The organism is Streptomyces montanisoli, assembly GCF_017813245.1.
In the GTDB taxonomy this organism is placed as follows: domain Bacteria; phylum Actinomycetota; class Actinomycetes; order Streptomycetales; family Streptomycetaceae; genus Streptomyces; species Streptomyces montanisoli.
Window position 1 is genome coordinate 13275 of sequence record NZ_JAGIQL010000086.1, and the last position, 14500, is coordinate 27774.

The 14500-nt window shown below is 72.9% G+C and carries 15 protein-coding genes and 2 pseudogenes; 11 read left to right on the forward strand and 6 right to left on the reverse strand.

Going from position 1 to position 14500, the window contains the following annotated elements; translation table 11 throughout:
* Nucleotide 1: 1 nt before the first annotated feature.
* On the reverse strand, nt 2-628 hold the full coding sequence (locus tag JFN87_RS20150) for a TetR/AcrR family transcriptional regulator (RefSeq protein WP_209341898.1): 627 nt from the start codon (nt 626-628) through the stop codon (nt 2-4).
* Nucleotides 629-820: 192 nt separating this feature from the next.
* Here JFN87_RS20150 and JFN87_RS20155 point away from each other — a divergent pair, with 192 nt between their 5' ends.
* Nucleotides 821-1891 carry an aldo/keto reductase gene (locus tag JFN87_RS20155; protein WP_209341899.1) on the forward strand — a complete coding sequence of 357 codons (1071 nt, stop codon included), beginning with the start codon at nt 821-823 and terminating at the stop codon, nt 1889-1891.
* Between the two features lie 15 nt (nt 1892-1906).
* On the opposite strand, the gene JFN87_RS20160 is transcribed toward JFN87_RS20155, so the two are convergent.
* Nucleotides 1907-2119 carry a hypothetical protein gene (locus JFN87_RS20160; RefSeq protein ID WP_209341901.1) on the reverse strand — a complete coding sequence of 71 codons (213 nt, stop codon included), beginning with the start codon at nt 2117-2119 and terminating at the stop codon, nt 1907-1909.
* On the reverse strand, nt 2116-2370 hold the full coding sequence (locus JFN87_RS20165) for a hypothetical protein (RefSeq protein WP_209341903.1): 255 nt from the start codon (nt 2368-2370) through the stop codon (nt 2116-2118). Before JFN87_RS20165 ends, JFN87_RS20160 begins: the two co-directional genes overlap by 4 nt.
* A 130-nt stretch (nt 2371-2500) precedes the next feature.
* Here JFN87_RS20165 and JFN87_RS20170 point away from each other — a divergent pair, with 130 nt between their 5' ends.
* The 5 genes and pseudogenes from JFN87_RS20170 (at nt 2501) to JFN87_RS20190 (ending at nt 7685) form a co-directional block, all read left to right on the forward strand.
* The gene (locus JFN87_RS20170) at nt 2501-3343 is read left to right on the forward strand and encodes a helix-turn-helix domain-containing protein (RefSeq protein ID WP_209341905.1); all 843 of its coding nucleotides are present in this window, start codon (nt 2501-2503) and stop codon (nt 3341-3343) included.
* A complete protein-coding gene (locus JFN87_RS20175; protein ID WP_209341907.1) occupies nt 3333-3548 on the forward strand; it encodes a DUF397 domain-containing protein in 216 nt (71 codons plus the stop codon). The genes JFN87_RS20170 and JFN87_RS20175 overlap by 11 nt, the downstream gene beginning before the upstream one ends.
* Nucleotides 3503-3745: pseudogene (locus JFN87_RS20180) on the forward strand (hypothetical protein); the annotation flags it as partial. The gene JFN87_RS20175 and the pseudogene JFN87_RS20180, both read left to right, overlap by 46 nt.
* A gap of 248 nt (nt 3746-3993) precedes the next feature.
* Nucleotides 3994-6762 (forward strand): annotated as a pseudogene (locus tag JFN87_RS20185) (alpha/beta fold hydrolase); the annotation flags it as partial.
* Nucleotides 6763-6830: 68 nt separating this feature from the next.
* Complete coding sequence (locus tag JFN87_RS20190) at nt 6831-7685, forward strand: DUF2705 family protein (RefSeq protein ID WP_209341909.1); 855 nt, start codon at nt 6831-6833, stop codon at nt 7683-7685.
* A 46-nt stretch (nt 7686-7731) separates the two neighbouring features.
* On the opposite strand, the gene JFN87_RS20195 is transcribed toward JFN87_RS20190, so the two are convergent.
* Nucleotides 7732-8388: a DUF6624 domain-containing protein gene (locus tag JFN87_RS20195; RefSeq protein ID WP_307865522.1), complete on the reverse strand. Its 657-nt coding sequence runs from the start codon at nt 8386-8388 to the stop codon at nt 7732-7734.
* Between the two features lie 7 nt (nt 8389-8395).
* Entirely contained in the window at nt 8396-8908 is a 513-nt protein-coding gene (locus JFN87_RS20200) for an ATP-binding protein (RefSeq protein WP_209341910.1), read from the reverse strand.
* 182 nt (nt 8909-9090) lie between these two features.
* Here JFN87_RS20200 and JFN87_RS20205 point away from each other — a divergent pair, with 182 nt between their 5' ends.
* The 4 genes from JFN87_RS20205 (at nt 9091) to JFN87_RS34380 (ending at nt 11970) form a co-directional block, all read left to right on the forward strand.
* On the forward strand, nt 9091-9990 hold the full coding sequence (locus tag JFN87_RS20205; RefSeq protein WP_307865523.1) for a Sco1979 family transcriptional regulator: 900 nt from the start codon (nt 9091-9093) through the stop codon (nt 9988-9990).
* Nucleotides 9990-10223, forward strand: a complete 234-nt coding sequence (locus JFN87_RS20210) for a DUF397 domain-containing protein (protein WP_209341912.1) — start codon at nt 9990-9992, stop codon at nt 10221-10223. Before JFN87_RS20205 ends, JFN87_RS20210 begins: the two co-directional genes overlap by 1 nt.
* A 43-nt stretch (nt 10224-10266) precedes the next feature.
* Complete coding sequence (locus tag JFN87_RS20215) at nt 10267-11085, forward strand: SAM-dependent methyltransferase (protein WP_209341913.1); 819 nt, start codon at nt 10267-10269, stop codon at nt 11083-11085.
* Between the two features lie 81 nt (nt 11086-11166).
* On the forward strand, nt 11167-11970 hold the full coding sequence (locus JFN87_RS34380) for an aminoglycoside adenylyltransferase domain-containing protein (RefSeq protein WP_209341918.1): 804 nt from the start codon (nt 11167-11169) through the stop codon (nt 11968-11970).
* Nucleotides 11971-12136: 166 nt separating this feature from the next.
* On the opposite strand, the gene JFN87_RS20225 is transcribed toward JFN87_RS34380, so the two are convergent.
* Nucleotides 12137-12811 carry a hypothetical protein gene (locus JFN87_RS20225; protein WP_209341920.1) on the reverse strand — a complete coding sequence of 225 codons (675 nt, stop codon included), beginning with the start codon at nt 12809-12811 and terminating at the stop codon, nt 12137-12139.
* A 166-nt stretch (nt 12812-12977) separates the two neighbouring features.
* On the opposite strand from JFN87_RS20225, the gene JFN87_RS20230 reads away from it, so the two are divergent.
* Nucleotides 12978-14219: an FAD-dependent monooxygenase gene (locus tag JFN87_RS20230; protein ID WP_209341922.1), complete on the forward strand. Its 1242-nt coding sequence runs from the start codon at nt 12978-12980 to the stop codon at nt 14217-14219.
* Nucleotides 14220-14500: the final 281 nt, after the last annotated feature.

Here is a 14500-nt window from a genome sequence, read left to right on the forward strand (position 1 = left end):
GTCAGTTGGCCGAGTGCTCCCCGTCGCGGAATGCGGGATCCCCGTCCGCGCGCCATTCGGTCGGTCGGGTGAGGCCGTCCATCAGCAGGTCGAGCAGCCGCTCGGCCTGCTCGCGTTGGTGGCCGGCGCCTGCGGCGAGGGTGATGCCCGCGAGGGCGGTGACGATGTCGTGGGCGGGGACCGCCGCCCGGATTACGCCCTGGGCGGTTCCGGCCATGCGGAACTCCTCCACCGCGCCCGTCAGTTGCTCGCGTGTCTGCGAGCCCAGGTTGGCGTCGTCCCGCAGAAGCGCCCCGAGGATGTCGGCCATGCCGTGCTTGGTGGCCAGGTAGTCCAGCACCTCCGACATCCACGTCCGCAGCGCCCGGTCGACGGGCAGTTCGGTGAGCAGCGGTGCGGTGCGTGCTGCGAGCCGCGCTGTCTCGTAGCGGTAGGTGGCGTCGACGAGCCGCTCGCGGGTCGGGAAGCGCCGGTAGAGCGTGCCGATCCCGACGCCCGCGTCCTTCGCGATCTGCTTCAGCGTCGCGTCGGCGCCGTCCCGGGCGAAGGCGGTAGCGGCTGCGGCGAGCAGCTTGTCCTCGTTGGCGCGCGCGTCCGCCCGTGGCGGGCGGGCGGAAGGACCGGTCATGCGTGGCTCCCTCGGGGGCGGTGCTTGCGGCGGTGCTTGCTATGCAGGCGGCGCTTGCTATGCGGAGCCGACTCCGCTTATCGTGGCGGCGGTAAGCGGAGCCGACTCCGCCTACTGAGACGTTAGCAGGCGGCCGACGGCCCGTCCCTTCGCGCTCCTCGCGCCGCCGCGTACACGAAAGGGCGTCCACTCATGCGATACCGCACGCTGGGCAGCACCGGAGTCCAGGTCAGCTCGCTGTGCCTCGGCGCGATGATGTTCGGGAAGTGGGGCAACCCCGACCACGACGACTCGATCGCCGTCATCCGCACCGCGCTCGACGCGGGCATCAATATCATCGACACCGCCGACGTGTACTCGGGCGGCGAGTCCGAGACGATCGTCGGCAAGGCGATCGCCGGCCGGCGCGACGAGGTCGTCCTCGCGACCAAGGTGTGGAGCCCGATGGGCCCCGGCGTCAACGAGCGCGGGGCGTCGCGGCGCTGGATCGTCCGGGCCTGCGAGGCGAGCCTGCGCCGCCTGGGCACCGATCACATCGACCTCTACCAGGTGCACAGGCCCGATCCCCTGACCGACCTCGACGAGACCCTCGGCGCCCTGTCGGACCTCGTACGCGCCGGCAAGATCCTCTACGCGGGCTCCTCGACGTTCGCCCCATCCACGATCGTGCAGGCTCAGTGGACGGCGGAACGGCGCCAGCGCGAGCGCTTCGTCTGCGAACAGCCCCCGTACTCCCTGCTGGCCAGGGGCGTCGAGACCGACGTGCTGCCCACCTGCGAGACGTACCGGATGGGCGTGCTCGCCTGGAGCCCGCTCGCCGGGGGCTGGCTGTCCGGACGCTGGCGCCGGGGTGCGGCCGAGCCGTCCAGCCACCGCGCGGGCACGATGCCCATCAGCGTCACGTCCAGCCACTACGACCTGGACATCCCCGGCAACCAGGCGAAGCTCGACGCCGCCACGGAACTCGCCGCCATCGCCGACGAAGCCGGCCTGACGCTCGTCCAGTTGGCGCTGGCGTTCGTCACCACGCACCCCGCGGTGACGGCGGCGATCATCGGCCCGCGCACGGCCGAGCACCTGCGGGGCCAGCTCGACGCGGCGGACATCGACCTTGAGCCCGCCGTGCTCGACCGCATCGACCGCGTCGTGGCGCCCGGCGTGGACCTCAACCCGGACGACACGCGGTACAACGCGGCGCTCCTCGCCGACCCGGCGCGCCGCCGCAGGGGCGTGGGCGCGGGCGCGGGCGCGGGCGCGTGGTGAGCCGCCCGTCGGGCCTCACTTCCCCCACGTGCGACGGGCGTTGACGAGCGCGAGCCGCGCGCTGAGCGCCTCGCGCATCGAGAGCGCGCGGACGTCCGTCAACGCCGCCACCCAGCACGTCCCGTCGCGCAGGGGCAGCAGGCGCACGGACTCGACGGTGCTGCGCAGCACGAGTCCGAGCCGCCCGGTCGCGGTGTCCCGCACGAGCGTCCCGGGCTGCGGCCTCACGGCGTCCGCCCGTCGCTGAGGCCCTGACCGCCGCACTCGAGGGCGCCGGCGAGCGCGATCGCCACGTCGGGCCGCACGCGGCCGAGTTCGACCAGGTTCACACCGGCTACCGGCCCGAGCGGATCGACCCCGAGGGATGGCAACACGATCCCGCGCTCGGCCAGGGCCCGCCGAAGCACGCTCGTCGCGGCCGCCGCGTCGCGCCATGCGGCGGAGCGGTCGTCGGGGAGATGCGCGATGTGTTGGGGCATGAGGAGTCCGTCGCCTTCCGTGCTCTGCGTGAGCTGTCGCTACGTTTCGTGTTCATGCTGCGGCAATCGCCGCTACGCTCAACAGGGATGACACGGGCACAACGCATCTGCACGATCGAAAGGGTCAGCCATGACCACGAGCGACAAACCGTCGATGTTCCCGCGCCCGAGGTTCGGCTGGGAGTTCTTCGGCTCGGAACTGCGCCGCAGGCGCGAGGCAGCGGGCCTGAAGCAGCAGGAGTTAGGGGATCGCGCGTACTGCTCAGGCTCGTACATCGGCCAGTTCGAGCAGGCGATCCGCAAGCCGCAGCTTGAGCTGGCGCAGCGGTTCGACGAGGTGCTGGGGACGGACGGGTACTTCGGTCGCATGTGCGAGGAGTTGATCAATCGCACGGGGTACGAGAAGTACTTCGCGCAGGTCCAGTACCTGGAGGGCCTCGCTGCCGCGCTGTGCGAATACGGGGCCACCTTCGTACCGGGACTCCTTCAAACTCCTGAGTACGCCAGGTCACTGTTCTTGGCGGCTCACCCCGACCTGCCGGAGGCAACACTCCAGCAGTGGGGGGAGGCGCGCACCAGCCGCGCCCAGCTTCTCGAGAACCCGGCAGAGCCGACGTACTGGGCCATCGTCAGTGAAGCGGTGCTGAGGCATCGGTGCGGCGGCTCCACTGTGATGGAGGAGCAGCTCCGCCACATCATGGCTTTGATCAGGCGGCGACGGATCGTTGTGCAGGTGCTGCCATTCTCGGCCGGTGCGCCGCCTTTGGCGGCGACGTTGAAGCTCATGGCCTTCAGCGACGCACCACCCGTGGCCTACCACGAGGCCCAGCAGGTGGGGCTGTTGATCGACGATCCGGCCACGGTCCATGAGACGGAGCAGGCTTACAATCTGGCCAGGTCTGCTGCGCTCTCACCGCAGGAGTCTCTGGCCCTGATCGAGTCTGTAGCCGAGGAATACGCACATGAGGTCTGAGCACGATCTGGCAGCGGCCGTCTGGCGGAAAAGTACTCGCAGCGGAGGCAACTCGAACGACTGCGTCGAGGTCGCGGACAACATCCCCGGTGTTGTCCCGGTCCGCGACAGCAAGGCCGTCGCCGCCGGCGACCCCGTGCTGGCCTTCGCGCCCCGCGCATGGGCGGCCTTCGTCGCCGGGGCCAAGGGCGTACTCGGCGGCTGACGAGGGCTGCCCGTGTCGGGCCCTGCGGGCAACAAGCCGGCTGTAGGGCCAGCGCCGCGAGGGAACAGCCCGACGGCCGCGTGGAGGCCGCACTCGGGGACAAGGCCGCCGGATGGCCCGAGGGCACACCCTACGACCGGCTCGTCTCCACGTACGCCGGGGACGAGGTGCCCTGGGCCTGGGCCAAGCAGGTGCGGCCCGGCGGCCGAGGACGGGCGTTCGGCCCGACCGAACAGCGCGATGCCGGCGGAGGCATCCTCGCCCGGCTGCACGGCGGGTGTGCCTCATGGGCCGTCATGGATGACGCCGCACACGCCAGGGCGGCGCATACCGCGGCTGCGGTACGGAACCTCGGGGGCGTACGCCGATGGGAGGGCCCGAGCGACCTCCGGGTTGCGACCCGGGTACGTCGTCACTGTCAGTGGTGGCCCGTACAGTCGTCGGCATGGAGATCCGAATCCCTCGACGGCTCGGGCTGCGCACGCGGTGGACCGCTGTGCTGGTGGCCGTCCTCGTCGTGCTCGTCGGCGGCGGGACGTGGACGGCGGTCGCCGCTACGGGCGGTGGCGGTGCGCCTGTCGTGCATCGGTCGGACCGGTTCATGGACATGCCGGGGGCCCGGATCGACACCTCCTACTTCGTCGCGGACGGCGGGAAGGCAAGCGGGCGGCGCCCGGCCGTGCTGCTGGCGCACGGGTTCGGCGGCAGCAAGGCGGACGTGCGGAGCGAGGCGGAACGGCTCGCGCGTGACGGGTACGCCGTGCTGACGTGGTCGTCGCGCGGGTTCGGCAAGTCCACGGGGAAGATCGGCCTCAACGACCCCGCACACGAAGTCAAGGACGTCTCGCGGCTGATCGACTGGCTCGCTCGGCAGCCGCAGGTCGAGCTCGACGGTCCTGGCGATCCCCGGGTCGGCGTCACCGGCGCCTCGTACGGCGGGGCGATCTCGCTGCTCGCCGCCGGGTACGACCGGCGCGTGGACGCGATCGCGCCGGAGATCACGTATTGGAATCTCGCGGATGCCCTGCTGCCCGGCGGGGTGTTCAAGAAGCTGTGGGCCGGGATCTTCTTCTCCTCGGGCGGTGGCTGCGGGCGCTTCGAGGCGAGCCTGTGCGAGCTGTACCAGCGCATCGCCGTCGCGGGGAAGGCGACGGCCGCCGACCGTGCGCTGCTGGAGAAACGCAGCCCGTCCGCCGTTGCCGACCGTATCGACGTGCCGTCGCTGATCGTGCAGGGCCAGACGGATTCGCTGTTCCCGCTCGGCCAGGCGGACGCGATGGCGAAGACCATCACGCACAACGGCGCGCCCGTGTCCGTCGACTGGATGTCGGGCGGGCATGACGGCGGCGACCAGGAGACGGGACGCATCGAGGCGCGCGTGTCAGCTTGGTTCGGCCGTTACTTGAAGGGCGACAAGAGCGTCGACACGGGGCCGGCGTTCCGGGTCACGCGCACCGGCGGCATCGACTCCACCGACGGCGCGGCCGAGCTGCGGGGCGCGGAAGCGGACCGCTACCCGGGGCTGCGCGGCGACCCGAAGCGCATCGCGCTGACGGGTGGCACGCAGACGTTCGCGAACCCGGCGGGCGGCAACCCGCCCTCGATCTCCGCGGTCCCCGGGCTCGGCGGGCTCGGCGCGTTCGCCACGGGGGCGGGATCGGGAACCTCAGGGAGCGGTTCGTCCGGGGGCGGCGCGTCCGGTGGTGGGGCCGGTGGCTCCGGCGACGGCGGTGGGTCCTCGGGCGGCGCGGCCGGGCAGTTGGCCGCCGCCGGGCTCGGGCTGTCCTTCGACTTCCCCGGGCAGTACGCCCGGTTCGTCTCGCGGCCGCTCACGAGTGCGCTGCGGATCACCGGGTCGCCCACCGTGCGGGTCAAGGTCGCCTCGTCCACCGGGCAGGCCGTCCTGTTCGGCAAGGTGTACGACGTCGCCCCGGGCGGCGGGCGGGTGCTGCCCTCGCAGTTGGTCACCCCGGTGCGCGTCGACGGCGCGAAGCACGGCAGGACCGTCACCGTGACGCTGCCCGCCGTCGACCACCAGGTGCCCGCGGGGCACCGTCTCGAGGTCGTCCTCGCCGCCACCGACCTCGGGTACGCCTCGCCCGCCGCCCCCGCCACGTACACGGCCTCCCTCGCGGGTGGCTCGCTCTCCGTGCCGACCGACCCCGCCCTGACGACCGGCGCGGCGCCGCTGCCCTGGTGGGTGTGGGGACTGCCGGCGGCCGGGCTGGTCGTCGCGGCCGCTCTGCTGCTGGGTGCGCGGAGGCGAGGCGCCGTCCCGGCGCCCGATCCTGCGCTCGCCGAGGTGCCCCTGGCTATCACGGGGCTGACGAAGCGGTACGCGAAGTCCGCCGACCGCTACGCCGTGCGCGACCTGTCCTTCCGGGTGGAGAAGGGCCAGGTACTCGGGCTGCTCGGGCCCAACGGCGCGGGCAAGACGACCACGTTGCGCATGCTGATGGGGCTCATCGCCCCCGACGCGGGCGAGGCGAGGATCTTCGGGCACGCCGTGCGGCCGGGCGCGCCCGTGCTGTCGCGCGTCGGCTCGTTCGTGGAGGGCGCCGGGTTCCTGCCGCACCTGACGGGGCGGGCCAACCTCGAGCTGTACTGGCGTGCCACGGGCCGCCCCGCGCAGGACGCGCACATCGAGGAGGCGCTGGAGATCGCCGGTCTCGGCGACGCGCTGGCGCGTGCCGTGCGCACGTACTCGCAGGGCATGCGGCAGCGGCTCGCCATCGCGCAGGCCATGCTGGGCCTGCCTGATCTGCTGATCCTCGACGAGCCGACGAACGGTCTCGACCCGCCGCAGATCCGCGAGATGCGCGACGTGATGATCAAGTACGCGGCGGACGGCAGGACGGTGATCGTCTCCAGCCACCTGCTGTCGGAGGTCGAGCAGTCCTGCACGCATCTGGTCGTCATGCACCGCGGGCAGCTCGTTCAGGCGGGCCCCGTCGCCGAGATCACCGGGTCGGGGGACACGCTGCTCGTCACCACCGAGGGTCGGGTGCCCGATGCCGAGGTCGCGGAGGTCGCCGCGCTGCCCGGCGTCGCGTCGGCCGTCCGCACGGACGCGGGCCTGCTGGTGCGGCTCGCGGGCGCGACGACGAACGCGCTGGTGACGGAGTTGCTGCGGCTCGACGTACGGCTGACGGGCATCGGCCCCCACCGCCGCCTTGAGGACGCGTTCCTCACCCTCATCTCGGACGGGGGCGGCGCGGCCGACGACGATGCGGGGAGCGGCGGCCCCGTCCACGAGGAATCCACGGTCCCAGGAGGCCCGGCATGAGCGCGCTCACCCAGTCAGCCCCCGGCTACCGCGCCCGCCGCACGCTGCCGTTCCTAGTAGAGACGGTGCGGCAGCTGAAGCGGCGCAGGACGCTCGTGATGGGTCTCGTGCTCGCGCTGCTGCCGTTCGTCCTCGCCGCCGCGTTCGCCGTCGGCGGCACACCGGGCGGGGCGGACGGTCAGCTGACGCTGATGGCCACGGCCACGCGCTCGGGGGCCAACTTCGCGGCGACGGCCCTGTTCGTGTCGGCCGGCTTCCTGCTCGTCGTGCCGGTCGCGCTGTTCTGCGGGGACACCGTCGCCTCGGAGGCGAGCTGGTCGTCGCTGCGCTACCTGCTCGCGGCCCCGGTGCCCCGATCACGGCTGCTGCTGAGCAAACTGCTGGTGGCGCTGTGGATGAGCGCCGCCGCGATGGTGGTGCTGCCGCTCGTCGCGCTGGCCGTCGGCACGGCCGCGTACGGCGGGGGCCCGCTTGAGCTGCCCACGGGAGGCCAACTGCCCCTCGGGCAGGCGCTGCCGCGGCTCGCGCTGGTGGTGGCGTTCGTGTTCGTGTCACAACTGGTGACGGCCGGGCTCGCGTTCTGGCTCTCCACGAAGACGGACGCGCCACTGGGCGCGGTCGGCGGCGCGGTCGGGCTGACCATCATCGGCAACGTGCTGGACGCGGTGACCGCCCTCGGCGACTGGCGGCAGTTCCTGCCCGCGCACTGGCAGTTCGCGTGGATCGACGCGCTCCAGCCGCAACTGGAGTGGTCGGGGATGCTCAAGGGGTCCGCGGTGTCGGTGGCGTACGCGCTGGTGCTGTTCGCCCTCGCGTTCCGCGGGTTCGCACGCAAGGACATCGTGTCCTGACCCGTGCGCCCTCGTGGGGCGCCCGGCCCCGTCGGGCGGGGCCGCGTCAGGCGGAGGCGCGGCTCAGCCGGCGCAGCTGGATCTCGGCCAGGGCCTGCTGCTCGGCCGCCATCGTGCGCAGCCCGACCGCGACCCTGCGCGCGTCCACCCCGTCCGGGTCGGCGACCGGATAGGGCCTGCCCAGTGGCGTGTAGCGGGTGCCGTACGGCTGGGGCCTGCCGAGTTCGACCGCGCAGTGGTCCGTCGCGTAGGCCGCGTGGATCGGCGGGCACTGCCCGCGCTCGACCGCGTCGGTGATCAGGTCGCGGCACGCCAGCTTGAGCGCCAGGTCGTCGGCGTGCAGGAGGATCATCAGCGCGGCCGTCGAGGCCTCCTCGCCGACCAGCTCCGCCGTCGGCCAGCCGGATTCCTCGACGATCTCGCGCAGCGCCGCCGCGTTGACCGCACGGCAGCGGGCGACACGCCTGCGCATCTGGGCGCCGGGCAGGCGCTGGGCCTGCGTGGTGAGCCGGCCGTCCTGCGCGATCCTGTCGACCAGCTCGCGGGCCAGGCCGCCCGCACCGTCGTAGTCGTCGCAGCCGTCGGACGAGTCGGACCCGCCGGGTCCGCTGGACCCCTCGGACCCCTCTACGTCGTGCCGCTTGCCCGGCACATCCGGCTCCGCGCCGCCGCGCGGCACGTCCGCGTTCGGTCCGTACGCCACTCGCGCGTCACCCATCCCGTCGCCGCCCGTGTCTGAGGTGTGTGCCGTCCGCCCTGGGCGCGTCGGCGTCGGCGTCGGCTTCAGCGTCGGCGTCGAACGCGTCCGCGACGGACACGGTCGCCCAGACCGTTCGTCCCCCGCCGTTCCTGTCCGGCTCGGTGCCCCAGGCGTCGGCCACCCTGTCCACCAGGAACATCCCGTGCCCCGCGGACAGCGAGCCCGCCGCGACGCCCTCGTCCCTGACCTCCACGCGCACGCCGCGCGCGGAGACCCGCACCGCGCAGCCCACCACGGCGCTCTCCGTGCGCAGCACCGCGTTGGTCAGCAGCTCCGACGCGACGAGCGCCGCCATGTCGCACAGCTCCCCGGGCACGCCGCCGCGCAGCAGCTGGGCGTGGAGCCTGCGCCGCGCCGCGGTGACCGACGCCGGCCTGCGCGGGAAGACGTACGAGTAGGCGCACGAGTACGCGCACGAGGCAGCAGGTAACTCGCCCCGCCCGGACGCCCCGGTCGGTCGCACAGCGCGTTCCTGGTCCGCGACATGTTCCTTGATACGAGCCACGACGCTCACTATGCGCGCTCACTCGGTCACGCCGCAACCGACTCCTTGATAATTTCAGAATGCTCGCCAACTCCCTGGATAGCTCAGCAAGCACCTGGCAGACTCGGCTGGGTGAAGCGGTGTCAGGTGGTGACGGTGTGGTGAGTGAGGCGCGGTCCACGGTTCCGGCGGTGTCGTCGGCCTCGGCCGGGAGCGGCAGCTCTCCCACCGTGCTGCGCATCGTCCTCGGCAAACGGCTGCTCGCCCTCCGGGAGAGCGCGGGCGTGAGCCGGGAGGCGGCGGCGGGCGTGCTGGACGTGACGCCCCTGACGGTCCGGCGGATGGAGAACTCCGAGGTCGCCATCAAACCGCCCTACGTCCGGCTGCTGTTGCCGCTGTACGGGGTGGACGAGGGCGAGGTCGAGCAGTTCATCGAGCTGGTGAAGGCCGCCAACCGCCCTGGCTGGTGGCACCGCTACCGTGACGCGGTCCCCGGCTGGTTCAGCGCGTACGTCAGCCTTGAGGACGAGGCCAGCCTGATCAGGACGTACGAACCCCACTACGTCCCCGGCCTGCTGCAGACCGAGGAGTACGCGCGCGGCGTCCTCGGCGCGGGCGCGCACAAGAACGCCGAGGAGCTCGACCGGCGGGTGGCGCTGCGGATCAAACGCCAGCAGCTGCTGTCGAAACCGGGCGCGCCGATGCTGTGGATCCTCATGGAGGAGTCCGTGCTCAGGCGCCCCGTCGGTGACACGCCCGAAGTGATGAAGGACCAGGTGGACCGCCTCCTGGAGGCGACCGCGATACCGAACGTGACCCTGCAGCTGATGCCGTTCGCGATCGGCCCGCACCTGGGCGCGTTCGGCCCGTTCCACCTGTTCCGCTTCGACCTCACGGAGCTCCCGGACATCGTCTACACCGAGAACCTGACGGGCGCGGTCTACCTGGACCGCCGCCCGGACAGCGCCGCGTACCTGGAGGTGCTCGACAACCTGTCGGCGCGCGCGGCGTCGGTGCACGAGACGAAAGCCTTCCTCCAGAACATACGCAAGGAGTTGTGATGCACGAGATCCACAACGGCATGCCGGCCGGCGACCTGGGCGCCGACGGCTGGGAGAAGCCCTGGAGCGGCCCGAACGGCGGGAGTTGCGTCGAGACGAAGAAGCTCGACGACGGCCGGGTGGCGGTGCGTCAGTCCACGGATGCGTCGGGCCCCGCGCTGATTTGTTCCGACGATGCCATGGCGTCCTTCGTCGAAGGCGCGAAGAATGGGCTCGCCGACTTCCTGCTGTAGGCGAAGGCGTATACGCACCGATAAACGGACGGACGGACCACGGATGACCGACCTCGACCAGGTGTCACTCGACGAGATCGACACCAGCAAGCCGCACCCGGCGCGCATGTACGACTTCTACCTCCAGGGGAAGGACTACTACGAAGCAGACGAGATCGCCGGGCAGAAGGTGCTCGAGGTCTTCCCGACCATCAAGATCACGGCCCGGGTCAACCGCTCGTTCATGCACCGGTTCACGCGCCACCTGGCCACGGACAAGGGCATCCGCCAGTTCCTCGACATCGGCACGGGCATCCCGACGCGCCCCAACCTCCACCAGGTCGCGCAGGAGGCCGCCCCCGAGGCGCGCGTCGTCTACGCCGACTACGACCCGGTCGTGCTGCGCCACGCGGAGGCGCTGATGCGCAGCACGCCCGAGGGCCGCACCACATACATCCAGGCTGACGTGCGCGAGCCCGAATCCATCATGGCCGCGGCCGAGTTGCACGAGACCATAGACCTGAAGCAGCCGGTGGCGCTGTCGCTCAACGCGCTGCTGCACTTCGTGCCCGACGAGAACAAGCCGTACGAGATCGTGCGGTACCTGCTCGACCAGCTCGCGCCCGGCAGCTACCTGGCGATCTCCCACTGCACCGCCGACTTCGCGCCGGAGATGTGGGCGGGCGTCGCCGAGGTGTACCACCGCGGCGGCATCCCGCTGCAGCTGCGCTCGCGCGACGAGGTCGCCGCGTTCTTCGACGGGCTCGACCTGGTGGAGCCTGGCGTCGTCACGCCGCACAACTGGCACCCCGACGGCGTCACGGTGCCCGGCACCAGCGACGACTCGGTGTCGATGTACGCGGCGGTGGCCCGCAAGCCGTAGCCGTGCCTGTACCGGTACGGCGGACGTGGCGTGCCGCTTCGCGCCCTTCTCCGTGAGGGGCGCGGGTGGCAGGGTTGCGCCGTGACACTTGACCCCCTCGTGCGCGAGGTCGCCGGCGCCTACCTCACCCTCGCCGACGCCGCCGTGCCCGGCCTCGTCCAGGGGCTGTACCTGACGGGCTCCGTCGCACTCGGCGACTTCCCGCGCCGCGGCGGGGACATCGACTTCGTGGCGGTCTCCGCGGTGCCGCCGTCACCGGCCCAGACCGCGGCGCTGAAGCAGGTGCACGCGCGCCTCGCGGGCCACGTGCGCCGGCCCTTCTTCGAGGGCCCGTACGTGACGTGGGACGAGCTCGCCGGCGATCCCGCCGACGCGGCGCCCGGCCCGTACGCGCACCGGGGCGGCCTCCTCGCGGCGGTACCGCACGGCAGGCAGCCCGCCACGTGGCAGGTGCTCGCACGCCACGGTGTGACGCTGCGCGGACCGCACGCGCGGGACCTGACCGTCGACACGTCGCCGGGGGAGCTCGTCCTGTGGGCGCGGGAGAGCCTGACGCGGTACTGGCGCCCGTGGTGGGAGCGCGGCTCCCGGCTCCTCACGTCGGAGGGCCTCGCCTGCCTGGGCGCGGAGGCCGCCACCTGGGGCGTGCTCGGCGTCAGCAGGGCCCACCGTGCGCTCGCCACCGGCGAGGCGGTCTCCAAGACGGCGGCGGGACGCTACGCGCGCGCCGCGTTCGGCCCGGAGCACCACCGCGTCCTGGACGAGTGCCTGCGCATCCGCGGCGGCGAGACGGGCGGCCGCCTCTACACGAACCCGCTCACGCGCCGCAGGGACGTGCTCGCCTTCGTGAACGCGGCGATCGAGGACGCACCGACGCACGGGTGACGCCGCCGACGCGGGCCGCGCCGCCACCGCGGGCCGGGTTGCGTCCCCGTGCGGACGGTGCCCCCGGAGTGGCGCCCAGGCACGAAGCTGAGGAGCGTCGGCGCCGCTGGCGCCGTGGGAAGGCCTCGAACGCCGGGACGGCGGCCCCTGCGGGACCGGCCAGGCTTCACGCGTTGGCGTCGTCCTTGGCCTTGGCGTCGTCCTCGTCCTTCGCCTCGGCCTTCGCTTCGGTCCCCGACGCCGTCGAGTCGTCCTCTGCCTCGGCGGCGTCCGCCTGCGCGGGCTCGTCCTCCTCGGACCTGCCCTCCTCGAAGTACGCGTCGAGGACCGCGTCGAGCTCGTCGCTCCACCGCTTGAGCGTGGCGCGGTTCGGCGCGTCGACCTCGGTCTCGTACCAGCGGCGTGCGCCGACGTGCACGATCACGCTGAACCGCTTGCCGAAGCGCGGGGTGGCGATCTCGACGGCGCCGATCTCGTCCCACCGGAAGTCGGCCGCCTGGTCGTCCAGGGTGAACCGGACGCCGGTGCTGTCGGCGACGACGGAGCCCCGCCGGTCGGACGCCTCGAACGACGGGCCGTCGGCGGCCGCGGCGGGCTCCTCGGCATCGGCGGGCTCCTCGGCCGCGGCGGCCTCGGGGGTCTCGCCCGCCTCGGGGGCGCCGGCCGGGGCCGCATCCTCTTCAGGCGGGGCGGACGGCGCGGACGTGTCCTTCCCCGCCTCCGGCTCCTCGGCCTCGGCCTCGGGGGCGCGGACGTTCACGAGACCGGGCACGTAGGCCGGGTCCACACCGGCCCCGGCGGTCTGCACGGGCTGGATGTTCGTATCGCTGCGCTGCTCCACGGCGGGAAGTATGGCGGAACAACCTGTGCGGCGGGAAGCCGCGCAGGACGGTGGAGCCCGGTCGCTGCGCGCCGCGCGCCACACGCCGCGTGACCGCCGCCACTCCTGCTACGGTGCGTGACCGAGTCTGTGCCCGAAGTGACCGCGACGTAACCCGGGAGTGCGTGTGAAGGTCGTCTGCGTCGGCGGTGGGCCCGCCGGTCTCTACTTCTCGATCCTGATGAAGCTGCGCGACCCGGCCCACGACGTCACCGTGTACGAGCGTGACGCCGCCGGGTCCACCTACGGCTGGGGCGTCACGTACTGGGCCGCCCTCCTCGACAAGCTGCGCGCGGGCGACCCCGAGTCGGCGCGCGCCGTCGAGGACGCCTCGGTCCGCTGGAGCGACGGCGTCGCGTACGTGGGCGACGCGACGACCCGGCACCACGGGGACGAGGGGTTCGGCATCGGCAGGCACCGGCTGCTCGCCATCCTCGCCGGCCGCGCCCGCGACCTCGGGGTGCGCGTCGTCCACGAGCGGGAGGTCGAGCCCGGGACGGACGCGGGGCTCGACGGCGTCCTGGCAGGCGCCGACCTCGTCGTCGCGGCGGACGGCGTGCGCAGCGCGCTGCGCGGCCGCTGGGCCGGACATTTCGGCACGGACGTGTCCGTCGGCCGCAACCCCTACATCTGGCTCGGCACGACGAAGGTCTTCGACGCCTTCACGTTTTCTTTCGTGGAGAGTGAACATGGCTGGATCTGGTGCTACGCCTACCGCTTCTGCGAGGACGCGAGCACCGTCGTGGTGGAGTGCGCGCCCGGCACCTGGCGCGGCCTCGGGCTCGACCGGGGGAGCGAGGCGGACGGCCTGCGCCGCCTGGAAGAACTCTTCGCGGGGCTGCTCGACGGCCATCCGCTGACCGGCAGGGGCGGCGGGGACGGGGCGGCCGCGCAGTGGCTGACGTTCCGCACGCTCACGAACCGCACCTGGCACCGCGGCAACGTCGTCCTGCTCGGCGACGCCGCCCACACCACGCACTACTCCATCGGCGCGGGCACGTCGCTGGCCCTGGAGGACGCGCTCGCGCTCGCTGCCGCCCTGCACGCCGAGCCGGCCGCGGGCGCCGCCGGGCTCGACGCGGCGCTCACGCGCTACGAGAACGTCAGGCGTGCCGAGCTGCTGTCCGTGCAGAGCGCGGCGCGCTTCAGCGCACGCTGGTACGAGGAGCTGCCGCGCTACCTCAGGCTGCCGCCGGAGCGGATGTTCGCGCTGCTCGGGCAGCGCCACTCGCCGCTGCTGCCGTACGTGCCGCCGCAGCTCTACTACCGCCTCGACCACGCGGCGGGCCGCCTGGAGCCCCTGCGCAGGCTGAAGCGCTGGCTCGGCCCCCGCCTGGCAGGCACCCTCCACGCCCGCACACGAGCCTGACACCCCACCGCCCACACCCCGCCCCGCGCCTCCCGCCCCCCGCCCCTGGCCGCCCCCGGCCCGGCCCGGCCCCCCCAGGCCCTGGCCCCCGCCATCCCGCTGCCCACCCCGCCCGCCGTCCGCATCCCCGGGCGGTCGCGGGCCGCCAAGAACACGGCGGCCTACTTCGCGGTCGCCGAGGCCCTGGCCAACGCGGTCAAACACGCCCATGCCCGCCGCATCGCGATCCGGCTGGAGTACGAGCGGACCGCGGGCGGCGCGGGCCGGCTGAGTATCCTCGT

Coding starts and splice junctions, on each gene's coding strand:
- JFN87_RS20150 (WP_209341898.1), bottom strand. CDS start 628: ATGACCGGTCCTTCCGCCCGCCCGCCACGGGCGGACGCGCGCGCCAAC.
- JFN87_RS20155 (WP_209341899.1), top strand. CDS start 821: ATGCGATACCGCACGCTGGGCAGCACCGGAGTCCAGGTCAGCTCGCTG.
- JFN87_RS20165 (WP_209341903.1), bottom strand. CDS start 2,370: ATGCCCCAACACATCGCGCATCTCCCCGACGACCGCTCCGCCGCATGG.
- JFN87_RS20170 (WP_209341905.1), top strand. CDS start 2,501: ATGACCACGAGCGACAAACCGTCGATGTTCCCGCGCCCGAGGTTCGGC.
- JFN87_RS20175 (WP_209341907.1), top strand. CDS start 3,333: ATGAGGTCTGAGCACGATCTGGCAGCGGCCGTCTGGCGGAAAAGTACT.
- JFN87_RS20190 (WP_209341909.1), top strand. CDS start 6,831: ATGAGCGCGCTCACCCAGTCAGCCCCCGGCTACCGCGCCCGCCGCACG.
- JFN87_RS20210 (WP_209341912.1), top strand. CDS start 9,990: ATGCACGAGATCCACAACGGCATGCCGGCCGGCGACCTGGGCGCCGAC.
- JFN87_RS20215 (WP_209341913.1), top strand. CDS start 10,267: ATGACCGACCTCGACCAGGTGTCACTCGACGAGATCGACACCAGCAAG.